Annotated in this window: 13 protein-coding genes and 1 pseudogene; 3 read left to right on the top strand and 11 right to left on the bottom strand. The window is 48.9% G+C overall.

Features of this window, described 5'->3' with window-relative positions:
• Positions 1-98: 98 nt before the first annotated feature.
• The 4 genes and pseudogenes from MKZ07_RS03000 to MKZ07_RS02985 all read right to left on the bottom strand — a co-directional run bounded on the left by MKZ07_RS03000 (position 99) and on the right by MKZ07_RS02985 (position 4,565).
• Entirely contained in the window at positions 99-1,853 is a 1,755-nt protein-coding gene (locus MKZ07_RS03000) for a sensor histidine kinase (RefSeq protein ID WP_036695209.1), read from the bottom strand.
• 12 nt (positions 1,854-1,865) lie between these two features.
• Positions 1,866-2,192, bottom strand: a pseudogene (locus tag MKZ07_RS33515) (helix-turn-helix transcriptional regulator); the annotation flags it as partial.
• Between the two features lie 352 nt (positions 2,193-2,544).
• Positions 2,545-3,096 carry a response regulator gene (locus tag MKZ07_RS02990; protein WP_051493511.1) on the bottom strand — a complete coding sequence of 184 codons (552 nt, stop codon included), beginning with the start codon at positions 3,094-3,096 and terminating at the stop codon, positions 2,545-2,547.
• Positions 3,097-3,215: 119 nt separating this feature from the next.
• A complete protein-coding gene (locus MKZ07_RS02985; protein ID WP_036695210.1) occupies positions 3,216-4,565 on the bottom strand; it encodes a glucuronoxylanase in 1,350 nt (449 codons plus the stop codon).
• A gap of 248 nt (positions 4,566-4,813) precedes the next feature.
• Between MKZ07_RS02985 and MKZ07_RS02980 the strand changes: the two genes are divergently transcribed.
• Positions 4,814-5,671 carry a helix-turn-helix domain-containing protein gene (locus tag MKZ07_RS02980; RefSeq protein ID WP_036695211.1) on the top strand — a complete coding sequence of 286 codons (858 nt, stop codon included), beginning with the start codon at positions 4,814-4,816 and terminating at the stop codon, positions 5,669-5,671.
• Between the two features lie 114 nt (positions 5,672-5,785).
• A complete protein-coding gene (locus tag MKZ07_RS02975) occupies positions 5,786-6,139 on the top strand; it encodes a GNAT family N-acetyltransferase (RefSeq protein WP_036695212.1) in 354 nt (117 codons plus the stop codon).
• Between the two features lie 386 nt (positions 6,140-6,525).
• Here the strand turns inward: MKZ07_RS02975 and MKZ07_RS02970 are convergent, their stop codons facing one another.
• Complete coding sequence (locus tag MKZ07_RS02970) at positions 6,526-8,502, bottom strand: hypothetical protein (RefSeq protein ID WP_036695213.1); 1,977 nt, start codon at positions 8,500-8,502, stop codon at positions 6,526-6,528.
• A gap of 149 nt (positions 8,503-8,651) precedes the next feature.
• Here MKZ07_RS02970 and MKZ07_RS02965 point away from each other — a divergent pair, with 149 nt between their 5' ends.
• Complete coding sequence (locus tag MKZ07_RS02965; protein ID WP_341024411.1) at positions 8,652-9,503, top strand: AraC family transcriptional regulator; 852 nt, start codon at positions 8,652-8,654, stop codon at positions 9,501-9,503.
• Here the strand turns inward: MKZ07_RS02965 and MKZ07_RS02960 are convergent.
• The 6 genes from MKZ07_RS02960 to MKZ07_RS02935 form a co-directional block, all read right to left on the bottom strand.
• Positions 9,500-12,157, bottom strand: coding sequence for an ABC transporter permease (locus MKZ07_RS02960; RefSeq protein ID WP_341024409.1), 2,658 nt, complete (start codon positions 12,155-12,157; stop codon positions 9,500-9,502). The two genes, MKZ07_RS02965 and MKZ07_RS02960, sit on opposite strands and share 4 nt — an antisense overlap.
• Complete coding sequence (locus tag MKZ07_RS02955; protein WP_036695216.1) at positions 12,150-12,839, bottom strand: ABC transporter ATP-binding protein; 690 nt, start codon at positions 12,837-12,839, stop codon at positions 12,150-12,152. Before MKZ07_RS02955 ends, MKZ07_RS02960 begins: the two co-directional genes overlap by 8 nt.
• Positions 12,840-12,948: 109 nt before the next feature.
• A complete protein-coding gene (locus MKZ07_RS02950; protein WP_036695217.1) occupies positions 12,949-14,193 on the bottom strand; it encodes a HAMP domain-containing sensor histidine kinase in 1,245 nt (414 codons plus the stop codon).
• Positions 14,194-14,196: 3 nt separating this feature from the next.
• Positions 14,197-14,892 (bottom strand): response regulator transcription factor, encoded by a 696-nt coding sequence (locus MKZ07_RS02945; protein WP_036695218.1) that lies wholly within the window; start codon positions 14,890-14,892, stop codon positions 14,197-14,199.
• Between the two features lie 173 nt (positions 14,893-15,065).
• Positions 15,066-16,862 (bottom strand): beta-glucuronidase, encoded by a 1,797-nt coding sequence (gene uidA / locus MKZ07_RS02940; RefSeq protein WP_076157296.1) that lies wholly within the window; start codon positions 16,860-16,862, stop codon positions 15,066-15,068.
• Between the two features lie 36 nt (positions 16,863-16,898).
• Entirely contained in the window at positions 16,899-18,248 is a 1,350-nt protein-coding gene (locus tag MKZ07_RS02935; RefSeq protein WP_051493512.1) for an ABC transporter substrate-binding protein, read from the bottom strand.
• Positions 18,249-18,274 lie beyond the last annotated feature (26 nt).

Below are 18,274 nucleotides of genomic sequence, written 5' to 3'. Positions count from 1 at the left end.
CGACTAAATCCCCCTTACGATTCTTAAATTCCTTCAATAATGAAAGCTCTTTCAATATAACAAGTAACCGCTTTCTTGATTACCCAACAAACCATACCTCATACTTTGAAAAGCATACCCAATCCCGTTTCTGACGAGCCCTCTTCTTGTAAGGGAAGAATAATCTCAATCGATGTCCCCTCACCGCTGCGGGCATTCATTGTAAAAGCAAAGCCTGCGGGGTAACAAAGCTTCAGGCGGCAGTACGCATTCTTCATCCCGACACGCTCACCGATATCATCGCTATCCTCCAGATACCGAATCAGTTCCTCCAGCTTGTCCGGGGCCATGCCGATCCCGTTATCCTCGAAGCTGAAGATTAGCTTGTCCGCCTGCACGGTAACTGAGATTACGATAATCCCCTTATCCGGGCTTGATTCAATACCATGGATACTGGCATTCTCCACAAACGGCAGCAGAATCATCTTGGGAATTCGCTGTCCAAGCGCCGCCGGATCAGCAACGATGCTATAATCCAGCTTCTCGCCGAAGCGGTATTGCTGGATCGTAAGGAAGCTCTCAATCAGCTCCAGCTCCTCGCGGACGGTAACATCGTTATGGCTCCAGGAGAGGGATTTGCGGAACATTTGGGCCATATGCTGAATGATCCTCGCGGTCTCCTTCTCCCCCTTGATGATGCTGCGCATGCGGACCGATTCCAGCGAATTGAACAGAAAGTGGGGATTGATCTGGCTGTGCAGGGCATGAAGCTGGGCCTGCTGCTGCTTCAGCTCCAGATTTTTCTTCTGAATATCTGCAACATAGACCTCATTAATCAGACTGTGGATCGTTTCGGTCATCCGGTTGAATTCGGCGGTGAGCTGCCCGATCTCATCTCTGGCGTCTTCAGGGGGAATCGTCTGGAAGTTCTGGGCCTTCACCTTCTTCATATGTCTCAGAATCCGCACCAGCCGCACGTGAATGGACCTTGATATGACAGCTATGATAATCGTAGGCAATACAAAGTTGATGCAGGCCAGCCAGATGAGAAAAGCCCGCGACTCACGGACCTCCTTCAGCACGCTTTCCTCGTCCATCACGCCCTTCAGTGTCCAGCCCTCCAGATAATTAATGCCACTGTACGCTTCATCAAAGATAAGCGAGCTATCGGGAAAGCTGATCTCATGAAAGTAAATATCCTTCGTAAGATTGGCCGTCACATTCCCGAACTGCACTCTGCCCTGAGGGTCCACCAGATAGACCTTGCCGTCGAATCCGTTTCCAAAAAAGATCTGGTGTATCTGCTCCATATTCAGGTCGATCTTGACAAGCTGCTCGAAGCCGCCGGAATTGTAATTATTCAATCGCTGAACCAGGCTGAACTTCTGGTCCGCATAGACAAAGGTTGGATAGGAAGCAGAGGAGGCCAGGGACCGGGTATACCAGCCGGACTTTCGGATTTCGCCGGTTAACCGTTCCATATAGCCGGAGGCTAAGATGGTGGGATTATCCGTATACACCTGATACCAGCGGACCCCCTGCATATTCTGATCGGCCAGCGCGCCCCTCAGATAAGAATTGAAGGTGTCCACATATTCCTTTTGGCTGGCAAATTTGCGGGTAATGGTTTTGTTGAAGATGGCATCGGTATACAGCGAATACGAAAGGCCGACCCCCTGATCAATCGTCACACGCAGGTCGTTTTTCAGATTACTCAGCGCCATATCTGCATCACGGATTTTTTGATTTCGTATATTAGAAGTGGTCACATTATAGAACACGATATTCGTCAGCACGATAGGAAAAAAGACCGACAGCACATACATCAGCAGCAGCTTATCGCGCAGCTTCAAATAATTCAGGAACCTCTTCATAGGACCACCCCGCTATTCTTTGCCGATCAGCAGATTCCGATATTCCGACGGCGTTAGCTGCTCCAGCTTTTCAAATTGGGTCACGAAATAATCAGCATTCTGAAAACCGACCCTGCCTGCAATCTCGTACATTCTCAGATCGCTCTGCCGCAGCAGCTTCTTAGCTTCCTGCACTCTAAGCTCCAGGAGATATTCATTGAAATAGACGCCATAGGTCTTGCGGAATAGCCGTCCCAAATAAACGGCATTCATATAAAACATGGCCGCTATACTCTTAAGGCTGATATTCTCGTGGTAATGAGTGTCTATGTATTGCTTGATCGGCTTGATTCCCCCCAGGCTATTCTCTCTGCGGAGCCGCACCATATATTCCGCCGCTTCATGTATGGCCTGCAGGAAATGCTCCTGCAGCATGGGCAGGCTCCACTGCCCATGGCCCTGTTCTGCCAGCCCCTTAAGCCGGAGGATTTCCGCCTCGTTGCCGTCCATCGCTGTAATCACGCCAAGAATGCCCGTCATACACCGGGCGAGCGAGCCGGTCACGGCTTGCGGGGTGAAGCGCTGTTCCTGGAATAAGGTGAATATGTTGTTCACCGTCTGCTGATAGTCTGTCATGTTGCCCTCCTCCAGCTCCAGGATCAGCTTGTTTGCCAGTACCGGACTCATATCAAACACGTACAGTGCTTTCTCCCTAATCTGCGCATATGTAATGACCCCAGTATTCTCGGCATATTTGTGCCTGCCTGTCCAGCCCCAAGGCTGCTGCATAAGGTTCGGCTTCCTCCGGCTGGAGGTTCTCTTGCACCAGTGCTTCCATAATTGCACTTGTCGTTAAGTCATCATTGGTCAGCGCGGCAATCCGCTTCCGGCCCATGGCATACGACAGCTTCCGGAGCGCAGCAGTCATCTCCTCTTCGTCTATGGGCTTGAGGATGTAGTCGCGAACCCCATAGCGCATGGCCTGCTGTGCATAATTGAAATCGTTGAAGCCGCTGATTATGATGAATATCATAGGCAGTCCGGCCTGTGTATACACACTGCGGATCAGATCCAGCCCATCCAGAGTGGGCATACGGATATCCGTAATCACGAGGTCAGGCTCCAGTTGTTCAATCATCTCCAGCGCTTCAGCGCCATTATTGGCCTCTCCCACAACGCTGAATTTCAACGCTTCCCAAGGAATGATTTCCAGCAGCCCTTTACGAACATACACCTCATCGTCTACCAGCAACACTTTGAACATGATACCCCTCCTTATTTTCCAAAAAAATCCCGGCCCGTAAACGCACTATGCAAGCTGCGGTTTACAGGCCGGGATGCTGGGTCTATCTGCGGTTAAGTCATAAATGCTGCGGCTGTATTCTACTCGGCAAAAACTTCATCAGCCAAGGCAGGATCTACTTCAATGTCATAGATTGCATCCGTTACCGAGCTTTTGCTGCTTCCGAGTGTGGCTACGAAGGTAGTTACACTAAGCGCAGGCAGTTGGGCGGTGAAAGCGCCGTTCGACACATTAATGTTAGAGCCGGCAGCCACCTTCCGGTTGGCGTCGGTAATCCACGAAGCAAAGCTGGAGGCTGTGCCGTTCTGCAGGACGAACCGCTGGCTGACCGCCGAAGTACTTTTATTAATAGCGACAATAACTGCCTTGTTACTGCCCTTGTAAGCCGAGACATAGACATTGGTATTCGGATTCTTGGTCGCGTCCACTCTTACATAACCCGGGCGGACGAACTTGGAGAACTGGGCCATGCTGTCCCCGCGCTTGCTGATACTGCCGTCCTCATTCATCGGGCTGTATTGACGGCGGATATACCACCATACATAAGCCTGGAAATCCCCTTCCACCAGTGCATTGTGCATATGATAGGCTACTTCCAGTGCTTCCGGCCACAGGTTGGCCGAGTTGTTATTGCTGTTAGGGTAATAGACCTCGGTCATCCACAGCTCTTTGCCTGCACCCTTCTGCTTGAAGAGCGGATAGGCAAAGTTGTTCACCTGTGTTCCATACAAATGCGCCCCCAGAATGTCCATATTGGCCAGCGCCTGGGAATCATTCAGAATCGGGTCGGACATATTCTTCAGATATTGGAAGGACTCGGGAGCAATAACCCGGCAATTGATCGAACCGGCATAATTCTTCATAAAGTTCAGGACTTCGGCAGGTGTCCACCAGGTCCAGGTCTCGGCATAGTCCGGTTCATTCTGTATCGAGATCGCATACAGGTTAACCCCGTTATTCTTCATATAGGTCACGAAGTCATTCAGATGCTGGGCGTATGCGCCGTACTGGTTATATTTGAGACGCTTGGCTGAGGTATTCCCATTGTGGTTGAAGGTCTCCGTCATACTTGCAGGAGGATTCCAGGGGGAGGCGAAGACGATGGCTCCCTTGGCAACGGCCGCCTTGGCCGTATCCAGCTCCTTAGACCAGTTATTCTTGTTATCGTCCACAGAGATTCTCAGAATGGATAATCCCAGCTGGTTCGCTCCGTTACCGAAGGCGGTCTCCCGCTGCGCGGCCGTCAGATCGCCGATCCAGACCGGGTGGTTGATGCCCCCGAATCCGCGGATCACCTGCTTCTGGGCGGACAGATTGACCGTCACATCGCTGGCTGCTGAAACTTTGGGCGGCGGCGGCACCACCAGCATTGACAACATAGTAACCGTTGCCAGCAAGGTACATAATGATTTTTTAAACGTTGATTTCATTGCTTCATCTCCTTTTTTATGATTTCCGCACAACATTTCTGCCGAATCCTGCCTCTGGTCGCACCTCCTGTCTAATCGAAGCGGCAGCTGTACCCTGTACAGGCTTGTCCTTTATCCTTGCAACACTTGCAAGCGCTTCCTATTCCTGTATTATATTAAATAGTTGATATATCGTCGTTGCATATCAGCGATACTATATTGCGCGGATACCAATACTCCTTATATATCCAATTAAAGGAATGGATGCCATGGAACAACTTGCCCAGTATGAGTTCACCCCGATCACCGAAGAAATGGTTTGCTTCCACAAATCAACCACCACAGAGCAGCTCAGCCCGGCTCAGCCTTACCACCGGCACGATGCCTACGAAATCTACCTGTTCCTGAGAGGCAATACCTATATGTATGTAGAGCAGTCCTGCTACAAGCTCTCCCCCGGCGATCTGCTGCTGATCCGTCCCGGTGAGATGCACCGCTGTGTCTGTGCCGACAATCAGACCTATGAACGGATCGGGCTGAACCTGAGAAGATCCGCCCTGCGGCGGCTATCCAGCAGCCGTACGAACCTGCTGGCCTGCTTCAACGCCTTTCCCTCCGGGCTGAATACACTGATACGGCTCTCCCGCAACCAGTGCGCCTTCTATTCCAGACTGGCGGACCAATTGATCCGTAGCCTTCACTCCGAGGAGTACGGACAGGATCTGCTGGCCGATTCCTATGCCACCCGGCTGCTTGTGTTCATCAACACTCTGCAGCAGTCTTCTGCCGCCCTGCCGCATAATCTCATGCCGGAGCTGGTCCGCCAGACGATGGCTTACATCGAGGAACATCTGCTCGAACCGATCTACTCCGCTCAGCTGGAGCAGGAATTTCATTACAGCGGCAAATATATAAGCCAGCTGTTCAAAGAGCACACGGGACTTACCGTCCGCTCCTATATTGTGGGCAAGCGCGTCTCTCTGGCCATGAGCCACCTTACCTCCGGCAAGAGCGTCGCGGCCGCCTGCGAGCTGTCCGGCTTCAGCGACTACGCCAACTTCATCCGCAGCTTCACCAAGGTGACCGGCATGTCCCCGGGCAGATACCGGGCCAGTATGCTGTCCTGAGTGCCCGGGCATTCTTTTGAAAAAGGTAACGTTAATTATAGCTGTCTTTTCACCTTACGTTCGACGTAATGTGTGATACTGTATCGTTAGGGCAGCATAGGTCGGGTTAATAAGATGAAGGCGACAATTCAGCAAATAACAGATACAAACAAAGAACAATTTGAAAACTTATTTAATTATTATCTCTATGAGCTTTCTGCTTACTCACAGGAGGATATTGGAGCAGAAGGTACATTCGAAATGGAAGATATCTCGCCGTATTATAGGGACGAACGGTTATATCCTTACTTCATCACGTTTAATGAAAAAATCGTTGGCTTTATTCTGGTTACCTCCCCTCCTTTTGTTGCAAAGGAAGTGGACTATTCAGTGCAGGAGCTATTTGTATTGCCCAAATACAGAGGCACGAATATAGCCAAAGATGTGTCATGCAAATCTTCAAACTGTATTCGGGCCGGTACGAGGTAGGGATGTTCAAATCGAATGTAAAAGCTGTTAAGTTCTGGACTAAGTTGATATCAGCACTTGAAATTCCGGTCTTCGTAGAAGATGCTTCCACTGAAATTCAAGGAAATGTAGTGCAGACGGCTGGTATGAAATTTACGATAGCTTAATTGGAACTGTCTTAGAAGCCATGAAACGGCTGCTTGGGATAGCTCTTTATGCTAGAGGGGATTCAGCGTGAGCACTTGGGAGAGGGGGACGCTCCGCACCAGAACGTTGTTCCCCTCGATGATATTACCTGCGCATCAGAAAAATGTATGCTGTTTTTCGTTCCCACAATAAAAGGGGCTGTCACTTTTGGGACAGCCCCTTATTTTTGGACAAAATATCAACCTTGAGAATTAACAGCGCTACTCGCTGTCCGCCTCCCAGTAATCGCCAACCAGACCTTCAATAATACTGCTGCTGGCCCAGGGCATCAGGCAGAACCAGGTGCTTGCCGGAGAACCGTCACTGTAAGTCTCTGTTACCAGTCCCTCGGAATGACAAAAGCGCTCGGACATCCAACCCGTCAAGCCGTGACCGAACTCCCGGTCATATCTGTTGTAGGTCTGACAGCCCCAGCCCACGGTATCCAGCAGCCGCTGTTTCACATACGGATCTTCACGCTGCTTCACATAATAATACAGCTCATCTACCACGCTGCTCGACATGGGATGAATATGCGGATTGGCGACTGAGGTCACACTCCCTCCGGAGCTGGACCAGCCCAATGTACTGAGCGGCGGCACCTTAACCGGTGAATTATAGGCGAATTTGAAGGTGAACTCATAAGCAAGGGCATCTCTCATATGATCAAGATACAGCTCATCCCCGGTGAGGGCATGCAGATACCGGACCGCCCTGATATACGCCAGAATCCCTTCAGAGTCTACCGCTTTATCCGCATCAAGCGGTGCTCCATAACACTCCAGCCGTCTCACATAGGTCTCATAATAATGCCGCTCACTGCGCTTCAGGCTGTCCAGATGCGACCGGTTTCCGGTAAGCCAGCTATAGTAGGCTATGGCAGCCATGATCCATGTTCCGCTGAAGGAATCGTATTCAAGCCCGGCGCCGGTTCTCTCGGAGAGAATCGTAGGGTATTCATCATCCGAATTCCGGCTTCTCTCCAGTACAGGGAGAATCTTACGCACGAAGTCCACCCAGTCCTCGTGGATGACATGGTTGAGCCGTTTCTCGTATTCATAGGCCTTCATAATATAGAATAAGGCCTGTCCGCACAGATAGGCGGAATGTCCCGGCGTACGCATCCCGTCAAACCACCAGCCGTGAATGCTCCATTTCCCGTCCTGATAGGCCTCGTAAGGGAGACCGGAAGCCGGGTTCAGGGAGTTCCTGATGATATTCTCAATGCAGGAGAGCGCCTGTCTGCGCATAGGCTCATCTCCCAGCCGCAGCGCAGCCATCAGCATAGGAGTGGCTACAGTCAGTCCGTTTGTCCAGCTGGTGGAAATGATTTTGTTGTACCGGTACCCGCCTGTCTCCTTGTCCTCATAGACAAAAGTGGTATAGCTCCGGTCCTCAGGCAGCCACGCATATTGATAGATTGCCTTCGACAGGTCGGCCGCTGAGGTCCGCCTATCACTGCCGGATCTTGGTGGCTGATGATAGCGGCAATAGATCTCTTCCAGCGCAGCATGGATGCCCAGCTCTGACTCGGCCGTGTAATCATACAGATCCAATGTGAACGCTACAGATTCCGAAGCTGCCAGTTCGAAGCAGTTCTCCTCCAGCGGTGCCCGTTCCTTAACGAGACGCGATTTGATGAACAAAAGCGGAGCATTCTCATACCCCAGCGTATACCCGACCGTTCCCTTGGCAAGCGAGCAGGTGAAGCCGCCGTACTGGAAGAACTCTTCCTCTAGCCCTGGCTTCCACTGGATCTTCTCATCCGCCCTGTATATAAAATAAGGGCTGGCGCATAATCCGTACACTTTGCCGGTGTCATATACAAGCGCTGCCGGGTGTGACAGCCGGTCGCTGCGCACCATCCACCAGGAAGATGAAGGACGCGCGGGTTGGCCCTCCCTTAATCTCGGGAATTCGTTCGGAACATTCTGCGGAGCTTCTCCCCGGTTGCGGCCATACATAAACGCAGGAAGAAAAAAGCGCGGATCCGCCTTGGCGAACGGCAGTTCCACGTGAATGACGCCTAACCAGGGCGTGCTGTTCAGATTCGTGAGCTGTACATGAGCCTGAAAGGGATGCTGTGCACTGCCTGTCCCGCCTGTTATCTCTACAGAGGCATGTAGTCCATGCCCGTTTAATCCGGTATATTCAGAATCTTCCTGAGTCTTGCTTCTTGCCGTTATAATCAGTTCCACTATCCTGTCCTCCAGTCTGTTGTAATACGATAAAAGGGTTGCAAATCATATTCCTGCATGCTAGGATAATGTCATTTTAAAGTAATTCCAGAGAAGAATCATTGCTGGTTCCGCTGTTATTATTGCGCGAAATGATCCGGAGGTTACCCATGAACGAGCCATTTGAGCTTCGCTATGACCCTATCCATAAAGATTACCTCTACCTGCACAGGACAACCACCTATAATATGGGAACCTTCTATCACCGCCATGAAGCGTATGAGCTGTACTTATTTCTGCGCGGCAACGTCAAGTTCTATATTGAGAACAGCTGCTACCACCTGCAGCGCGGAGATCTGCTTGTACTGAATCCGGAAGAAATGCATCGTTCCTTCAGCCAGGATGAAGCGGAATATGAACGGATTACGATCAATCTCCAAAAATCTTATCTGCACCGCCTGTCTACTCCGGCTACCCCTCTATCCTGGTGCTTCGATTACCGCCCGAAGGGGAAGGGCAACATCGTTCGTCTGGAGGAAGCCGAGCTTCAGCAGATTCTCCGGTTGACCGGTGATCTGGAGCTGGTCCTCTCATCGGATGCGTATGGGGCAGATATCCTCGCCAACAGCATGCTTGCTCAACTATTGGTGCTGACCAACACCGTGTTTCATAGAACGAGCATCGTTCCTGCGGATATCATGCCGGAGCTGGTGCGCAGGACGATGGAGTATATTGATGCCCATCTGGGGCAGGCCATCACGCTTGAGCAGCTTAGCGGTATCTTTCATTTGAACAGCACCTATATCAGCCGCCAGTTCAAACAACACACAGGCCTGACGCTGCGTTCCTACATACTGGACCGCCGGATTTCGTTAGCCAAGGCTTACCTCCGCGACGGGCTTAGCCTTACCGAGGCCTGCTATCAATCCGGCTTCAGCGATTACGCTAATTTCATCCGCAGCTTCACCAAGGTAGCTGGAGTATCCCCGGGCAGATATGCCAAGCAAGGCACCTTCCTCTAATTCTCTCTCCGGAGGGCCTCCACGATATTCACTTTATTTAACTGATACATTGGCCAAATCGTTGCGAGAAGCGTTGTCAGTATAGCACCTGCAAAAGCAATACCGATACTGTACCACGGGATCGTCCAAGCTGTACTCACAGCACCCGCGAAGAGCATTTGAATGCTGTAGCTAAGAGCCGTACCTAAGGTGATTCCAACAACGGAGGCAAACAAACCGTAAAATATACTTTCTAGAACAATCATTTTCCTGACTTCTTTTTGGGTCATGCCAATGGCCTTAAGGACAGCAAACTCTTTCGTGCGAAGAATAAGATTCGTACTCACGGTATTTACAATGTTCAAGAATGCAATTAACACTATGACACCGATAAAACCGTAAAGGATGATGCTGAAAGTCACTGCGTCGTTTTTGGCCTCAGTGAGCTCCGCTACCCGATCCTGGTAGTTAAATCCCGCGTCTTTTTCAACTAATGCTTTAAGATAATCCGTAATGGCTTGATTCGGTTGATCAGCATCAGCAAGAATAAACATTCTTGAATATGCATCGTTACCTGTAATCTTGGAATATACTTTAGACGTTGTGAAGAATGTAACAACGTGACTCTCGGTATATCCATTTGATAACAAATCTTCGTCCACGATTCCAGCCACGGTTACTGTTTGATATTTGTGATGGCCTCCCTCAACAGTGCGGATATTGATATGATCCCCCACTTTAAATTGGGTTTGGTCGATAATCAGCTCCTGGCCTTTTTGTGTGGTCATGCTTATTTTTTGTTGAACGATAACGCCGTTCTCCTGGTTCATTGTCTCCTTGTCGATCGCCCCTGAGATCAGCTTGGAGCGCATAGCGTCTAATCCATTATCCCCAAAGGACATAAGGAAATTATTGTCTGTTCTATACCCGTCCCCTTCAGCAACAACGTATCGTTCTTTATTTAATTCATAATATTTCGGGTTAATCTTGTCCTTAGGGATAATAGCCGTCACTTGACTATTGTAAAATTTGTAAGCTTGTTGAACAGCCTCCACCTTAGCAATGTGCTGATACACTTTATCATCTATCCGCTTTGAAGGACCCTCATAGGAAAGTGAGTACGAATACTCAGCGCCTGAGACTCGTGTTGCTTGCTGTATGAAATTCACCAAACCGCTAAAGACAATAAAAATAATGATGCTGACAATCATGGAAAAGGCTGTAATCCGGAAACGTTTCTTGTTTCGGCGCAAGTTCCTGCTGGCGAATTGCCCTACGATACCAAACAAATTTGTAACGAACAGGGACTTCTTGACCGTTGTGATCCGATCGATCCTTGTGCTCCCCGAATTCTGTAGCGCTTCTAAAGGAGATACGCGAGCTGCTTGTTTGGCTGGTCCAATAGCGGACAGAAATACGCTCAGCAAGCCTAATAGACCCGCAGCGACTAGAATCGGTACGGAAATGACCATTCTCATATCATTCAAGAAACCTAATGCTAACAAGCTGATATTATAAAACAATACCCTCATAAACAGGGTGCCTGTGAGAATTCCGACGGGTATGCCGATCAAGCTGAGCAGAGCAGCTTCTTGCAAGACAATTTTGCGAATTTGAGCGGGTGTAGCACCAATACATCTCAGCATGCCGAATTGTGATATCCGTTCCAATATAGAGATATTGAATGTATTATAAATCACGGCAATGGTGCAGATCATAATAATCACAATGACAGCAGCAAATGCCAGAATTAAGCTGGTATTCACGCCTTGATAAATGCTTTTACCATATAATCTAAGCAATTCATTATTGTATTCGATCCGCACATTCTTAAAAAAGTTATCTTTATCCAGCTGCTTAGCGGCATCATAATCGACCTGACCCAGCTGTAAAGAGGACATCATAGCTTCTGTTTTCTCCTGGATGCCGTTCATAGATTTCATCTTGACATACATAAAATACTTTTTTTGATTCTCGATGTGTTTATAATCTTGGAATGTAATGGCAGGAAAGATATACCTCGAGCTCCATGTACTTGACCTCGTTGATTTCAAGAAGCCGACTACCGTATATTCCCGTTGAAATTGCCCCTGAAAAAGTTCGTCAAGATCCCAGCCAAAATCGCCAAGTCCGTTTATTTTTTTCACTTCACCCGTTGACTTCACTTTTCGGAGCCCAAGCTCTAATTTAACCTTGTCGCCCAGCTTTGGCTGCGCAGGAAAGTAATTCAGACTTGAGGAGGACAGGATAATTTCAGCCTTGTTCTCCGGCAATCTGCCTGAATCCAGCTGAACTTGAAGCATCTTCATTGCCTCCGCATCATATCCTTTAACATTCAAATACCGGTAAGGTGCAGCGTATGGATCTTCCTGCTTCACCTTCTCTTCATTCTCTTTAATAACAGCATATCCTTCTCTGCTAACTATACCTGTACTCTCTACGGATGAATTATTTTTGATTTTCGGAACAGCTTCTCCCTTAATATCATTAATCGAGACATGGTAATCCCCGAAATCTTGCACGGTTTGTCTGATTAACTTGTCTCTATAGCTCATTCCAATGGTTCCAATGGATGTTAGGAGCGTAACCGACAAAATAATACCAAAGATCGTAAGTAAGGATCTTTTTTTCTGCCCCTTTAAATATTTCCCGGTAAGTCCAGTGTAACTATTCAATACGGCTCACCTCATTTGGCTGTTGAAGGACCCCGTCTTCGATTCTTACGATTCGATCTGCCATTTTAGCAATATTTAAATCATGTGTAATCATAATCAAGGTTTGATGATATTTTTTAACGGAGAATGTAAGCAGGTCCATGATTTCCTTACTGCTTTTACTATCCAGATTTCCTGTAGGCTCATCTGCTAAAATAATGGACGGTTTATTGATTAACGCACGGCCAATCGCCGTCCGTTGCTGTTGTCCGCCTGACAATTCAGAGGGAAGATGATGCTTCCGGTCAGTAAGCCCTAGTAATCCCATTAATTCCTGAACATATTTCTCATCTACCTTTTTATTCTCCAGCAGCAATGGTAACTTGATATTCTCCTCCGTAGATAGGACCGGGATCAAATTATAGGATTGAAAAATAAATCCTATTTTCCGTCTTCGGAATACAGCGAGTTCCTCTTCACTCTTGGTATAGAGATCCGTACCATCGATGATGACCTGTCCGCTGGACGGACGATCCACACCACCTAACTGGTGCATCAAGGTGCTTTTCCCTGATCCGCTAACCCCTACAATAGCGACAAATTCCCCTTGTTGAACAGAAAAATTAATATTTTTCAAAGCTTCAACTCTCGCTTCTGCATTTCCGTAGATTTTGCATAAATCTATAGTCTTTAGTATTTCCATCTTATTGCCGCCTCCTCAAACTAATGCTTCACATTGTATATTGGTTATTATAAATCTCGAAGCTTACAATAGAGTGAAGGGGAAGCTTACATTATTGTAAGCTTCCCCTTCACTTATCTCCTTTATTAAACGAAATTCTGAATTCCGTTCCTATCCCTAGCTGACTGGAAACGGTAATCATACCGCCTTGCTCTTCTATAATGGACTTGGCTAACGGCAGGCCAATGCCAATACTTTGAGGTTTTGCCGTACTTTTCCCTCTATAAAAGCGTTCGAAAATATGAGGCAAATCTTCTGGGGCTATGCCTTCCCCCCGATCTTGAATGATAACTGTCCGGAACAATGAGCTGTCTTCTAATGTAATCGAAATTTCGCCTCCAAGCGGAGAGTGTTCCAGTGCATTTTTAATCAAATTGATAAAGGCTTCTCCCAGCCATTCTTCATCCGCCCGAACGGACATCTCTTCATTACCATGAATATCAATTTGCTGCATCCTTTGATCGGCTAACATTCGCAACGATTGTACGGCATGAACCATGATTGATTTCACTCGAATGTCTTCCTTGCGGAACATGATTGCTCCGGCTTCGACCCGTGCCAGCTTCAGCAAACTGATAATCAGCCATTCCATTCGCTCAAGCTGCTTCGTGCTCCGCTCTAGAAATTTCGATCTCATGTCCAGATTCATATGGGGATCATTCAGCATATTCTCATTAAAAACGATGAGGGATGCCAGCGGTGTTTTGAGCTGATGCGATATATCTGAGAGCAAATTACGAAGAAATGTTTTTTCATGTTGAAGCTGATTAAGACTGTTATGCAGCCTTTCAGCCATCGCATTGAAACTACGGCCTAAGGTGCCAAAGTCACCTTCAATGTTATCCGGGAGCGGCTCGTCCACATGTCGTTCCACCACTTGATCCGCTGCGAAGGAAATGGCTCGAATCTTAGCAAAGATGTTGCGATACTCCCAAAGTATTAACAGCAGCACAGGGATGCCAAACAGCAATACTTGCGCTGAGGTTTTCATAGGTATAGCGGTACCTGAAAGTAAAGGCTGATCACCTATGGGCATATCTTCTTTGTAGGCATATTGAGCTAAGGTTTGTTTTCCCGCTGCAATCTCATTCTCCTTCGCCCCCTGAGTAATATAGTGAATCATACCATCCTCTAACTGTGGGTCTTGCTTCAACACATATCCAATCAGTGCGGCATTTTGATTAACCAAAGCCTTATGGATATGGTTGACTTGATCACTCATAAAAAAGAACATGAAAACCGCAAACAAAACTTGGAGCACGATGACTTTAACGGCGATGGACTTCCACTCTGGATTACGGAATAATTCAATCATGAGTTATCGTCCGATGACTTCTGCATTCCATTTATATCCAACCCCTCGAACAGTAATTATATATTTCGGTATTGCAGGATTATCTTCAATCTTCTCTCTTAATCTTCTAATATGAACCGAAAGGGTATTGTCATCAACGAATTCACCTGACATATCCCACAGGTGATTCAGAAGGCTGCTTCTGCTGCAAATTCTCTTAGGGTGTGTCATTAACATCAATACCAAGCGATACTCCATTCCTGTCAGCAACAGCTCTTGATTATGCTTAAGAACAGCTCTTTCAAAGACTCGAACTTCAATATCACCGGATCTCCATTCCCTTACCTCATCCTTAGACCTATGGTTGCGCCTCAATACAGCCTTCATTCTGGAGATCAGTTCTTTGGTTCGAATCGGTTTAGTCATATAATCATCTGCCCCCAAATCAAGACCGGCAACAACGTTGGCTTCCTCATCCAGAGCAGTCAAGAATATAATGGGAATCTGGGAGGTTGCCCGGATCTCTCTGCACAGGTCATACCCTGAACCGTCAGGCAGATTGACATCCAACAAGATTAAATCGACTGTATTTGTTTTTAATGCTCTTCTGGCTTCTTCCATACTAACTGCTGCAATAACTGTATATCCTTCACTTGTTATCGTATATTCAATACCGAATGCCAAGTTCTCATCATCTTCGACCAGTAAAATCCGATTCATTGTACACCTCATTTAGAGTAGAAGATTATTATGCCACCCTCTGCATTATAATATATCACTAAAATCATTCAACTCTGCATCAAAAGGCTTGCCGGTCTACTAGGAGGACATATAAAAAAGCAAGCCTCCCCTAACAGAAGGCTTGCAGGCTTGCTTGTACATGGCGGTTCAAATTACTTCTTATAGCCAAAATCCGGGATCTCCGTCCATCTCCGGCGCAGCTCGTGGGCTGCCGCCTTGGGCTTGCGGTCACGGGTAAAGATGCCCTTCTTGTTCCCTTGCACACGGATGATGCCCTGGCTGGTGGCAAAGTCGGCGAAATTCCATACCTGCTCGCCCACAAACTCACGGAACTCATCGAAGACTTCATGATTCGCCCGGTAGAACGCCACCTGATATTCTTCCGTGAACATGATCGGCTCCACATCATGGAGTCCGGCCACGGTATCGGTTCCGTATTCAGTCATCATCATTGGCTTGCCAGGGCACCGCTGGCTCCACGCTTCCAGCTCCTGCCGCAGCTTAACCTTCGCAGACTCCAGGTCTCCCCCGTCCACATACCAGCCGTAATACCGGTTGAAGGCCAGTACATCTATCAGCTCAGAGATTCTATCGTTAGCCGGTGAGGCTTCGATATGCGTCACCAGGGTCACCGGACGGTGCTGCGGATCTTCCTCCCGCAGCTGCTCGATCAGCGGTTTGAAGTATTCGTACGCTCCGTCCTCATAGGAGGCCGGTTCGTTGGCTACATTCCACATCACCACACAGGCATGGTTCTTATCCCGGTTGATCAGCTCCCGGATCACCTGCTGGTGATGCCCGAAGGTCTGGACCTCTGCCCAGGTATCCTTCTTCGAACCCCCTGAGAACATCACGAGGAAATTAAGGTCCAGGCCTACTGCCGGGGTCTCATTGATCACGACGAAGCCTTCACGGTCGGCCAGCCGCATCACTTCCTCGGCATACGGATAATGCGCCGTACGGAAGGAGTTGGCCCCGGACCATTTCATCAGATTGAAATCCATAATGTTCGCCGCTTCATCCAGGCCCCGTCCATGGAACGGAGTATCCTCATGTCTGCCGTAGCCCTTGAAGTAGAAGGGCTCGCCATTAATCAGGAACTGCCCGTCCTTCACTTCTACCGTCCGCACACCGAACGGCAGCTCATAGACATCTACCAATTGCCCGGATTGCAGCAGTTCGATTCTCAGGATATACAAGTAAGCGTTCAACGGCTGCCATAGTCTAACAGAGGGAATATCCAGTGTACTGGACCGCTCCGTCCCTGAGCAGACCGTGTTCCCCTCTTCATCCTGTACCGTAACCCGGATATCGGCTTCGCCCGTAATGTCTACACTATACCGGACGATCCCCTGCTCACCCGCATAGTCAGTTACGACAGTGACATCTTGAACGAAGGTCTGCGGGGTGGAGTAGATTCTCACCGGCCGCTGGAGTCCGGCAAAGTTGAAGAAATCGAAGTTCGGCTGGTTCTTCACCTTGATCTTCCCGTCCGGCCCCTCGGTCTCCGTGTACAGGCCAACAGGTAATGTGGTGTAATCCACGACGTTATGAACAGCTACCGTCAACCGGTTCGTTCCCGGCCGGATATAGCCGTTAATCACGCCCTCGAAGGGCAGGAATCCGCCGGAATGCTCCATGACCAAGCTTCCGTTGATATATACCTTGGCCTTATGGGTGGCCGAGCCGAAGCGCAGCACCAGCCGCTCATTCAGGATGCTCGAAGGGAGCGTCAGCTCCCGCTCGTACCACACCCAGCCGACATGATTGCGAATCTCCGGGCTTACGCCCAGATCATTATAAGCCGAAGGCACCGCCATAGGGATTGTATCTGTCAGCTTGGAGGCCTGCCAGTTCTCCTCCCAGCCGGAGCCATCGTCCAGCTTGAAATTCCATATCCCGCCCAGATCGTACAGACTGCGGGTTTCCGTCATTATTGGATACAGCACGGTCAGCACTCCTATCTAATCTGTAATATCTGCTGCTTAGGATTTGGAATCGATAATCTTCTGTATTTTGGTCTGTGCGTGCTCGATAGTATCATCGATGCTTTGACCGGACAGCATCATTTTATCGAATTCCTCCAGCAGCACCTTCTCCAGCTCAGCGTGATAAGGCACCGCTGTAGCTGCCGTAGTCGGTATAGTATTCTCCAGAACATAGAGCAGCGAAGCCTTGTCGATCATTTCCGGGGTTTTGCTGCCTGCGATAATCCGGTCCACCACATCTTTTAAGTCAGCTTTTTTCCAGGACGGAATATTCTTCCCTTGCAGCACAATCCCCTCGGTGGAGAACCAGCGGATGAAGGTGTAGGCTTCGTCTTTATGCTTGGACTTGCTGTAGATGCTCAGGACATCCCCGCTCACGTTCGAGGACATCGGATCTTCGATCTTCATCTTCGGCAGCGGAGCGAACACGGTCTTGAAGCTGGCCGGAATCGTCTCTGTTCCGCCAGTCTCCGGGATCAGGAAGGAGCCGGTGACAAGCATACTGGTATCTTGGTTGAAATATTGCGGTCTGTAGTTCAGCTTCTGGCTGACCACTTCGGAATAAGGGGTAGCGGAGCCTTCCGTTTCTCCCCGAAGCCGCAGCTCAAGCGACTTGCGCATGAATGGATTGTCAATATTGGCGGTCTTGCCATCATCGGTAGTCAGATTCGCATTCACCGCCTGGCCGAAGGTCTGCGCCACATATCCATATTGAATCCAGCTGTGGAAGTAGGTTCCATACCGGGTCTTATCGCCCGTCTTCTTCGTCATCGCCTTGGCGTAATCCATGTACTGATCCCAGGTCCAATCCTTAGGCAGCTCAAGTCCAGCCTCTTTCAGATGTTCCTCGTTGATGATCACCAGACCCTGTGAGGACTTGCCGGGCAGTCCATAGACCTTGCCGTCAATGCTGGTATCCGCTGTATATTCATCCTTGAAATTAATGCCGTCCTTAGCCAGATAATCATCCAGCGGCTGGATCATGCCGAGCCCTGCCCGCTGGGACAGGAAGGTCATGTTACTGAACATGAGGATATCCAGATCGTCGCCGCCGGCCACCGCCAGGTCAAGCTTCTTATAATATTCGTTGGAGTTGTTATCCTCCGCAGAGGCGAATTCCACCTTGATATTCGGATGCTGCTTCTCGAACTCGGCAATCACGACATCCCAGTTGTCCATTTTTTTGGCATACCAGTTACTCAGCTTAATGGTCACCGCTTGTTCTGCACCTGCTCCGGCACCCGTTGCCGCCGGCTCCTTCTCTGCTTTGCCGGCGCCTCCGCACCCGGATACCAGCAGGGATAACAGCGGTACAGCGATGAATAGATTGCGTTTTACTTTTGACATGATACGACCCCCTGTAATGTAATTAG

It is taken from the genome of Paenibacillus sp. FSL P4-0338 (assembly GCF_038002365.1).
GTDB lineage: Bacteria > Bacillota > Bacilli > Paenibacillales > Paenibacillaceae > Paenibacillus_AQ.
The sequence above is the reverse complement of the archived record's forward strand: the minus strand, read 5'-3'. Positions and strand labels throughout refer to the sequence as shown.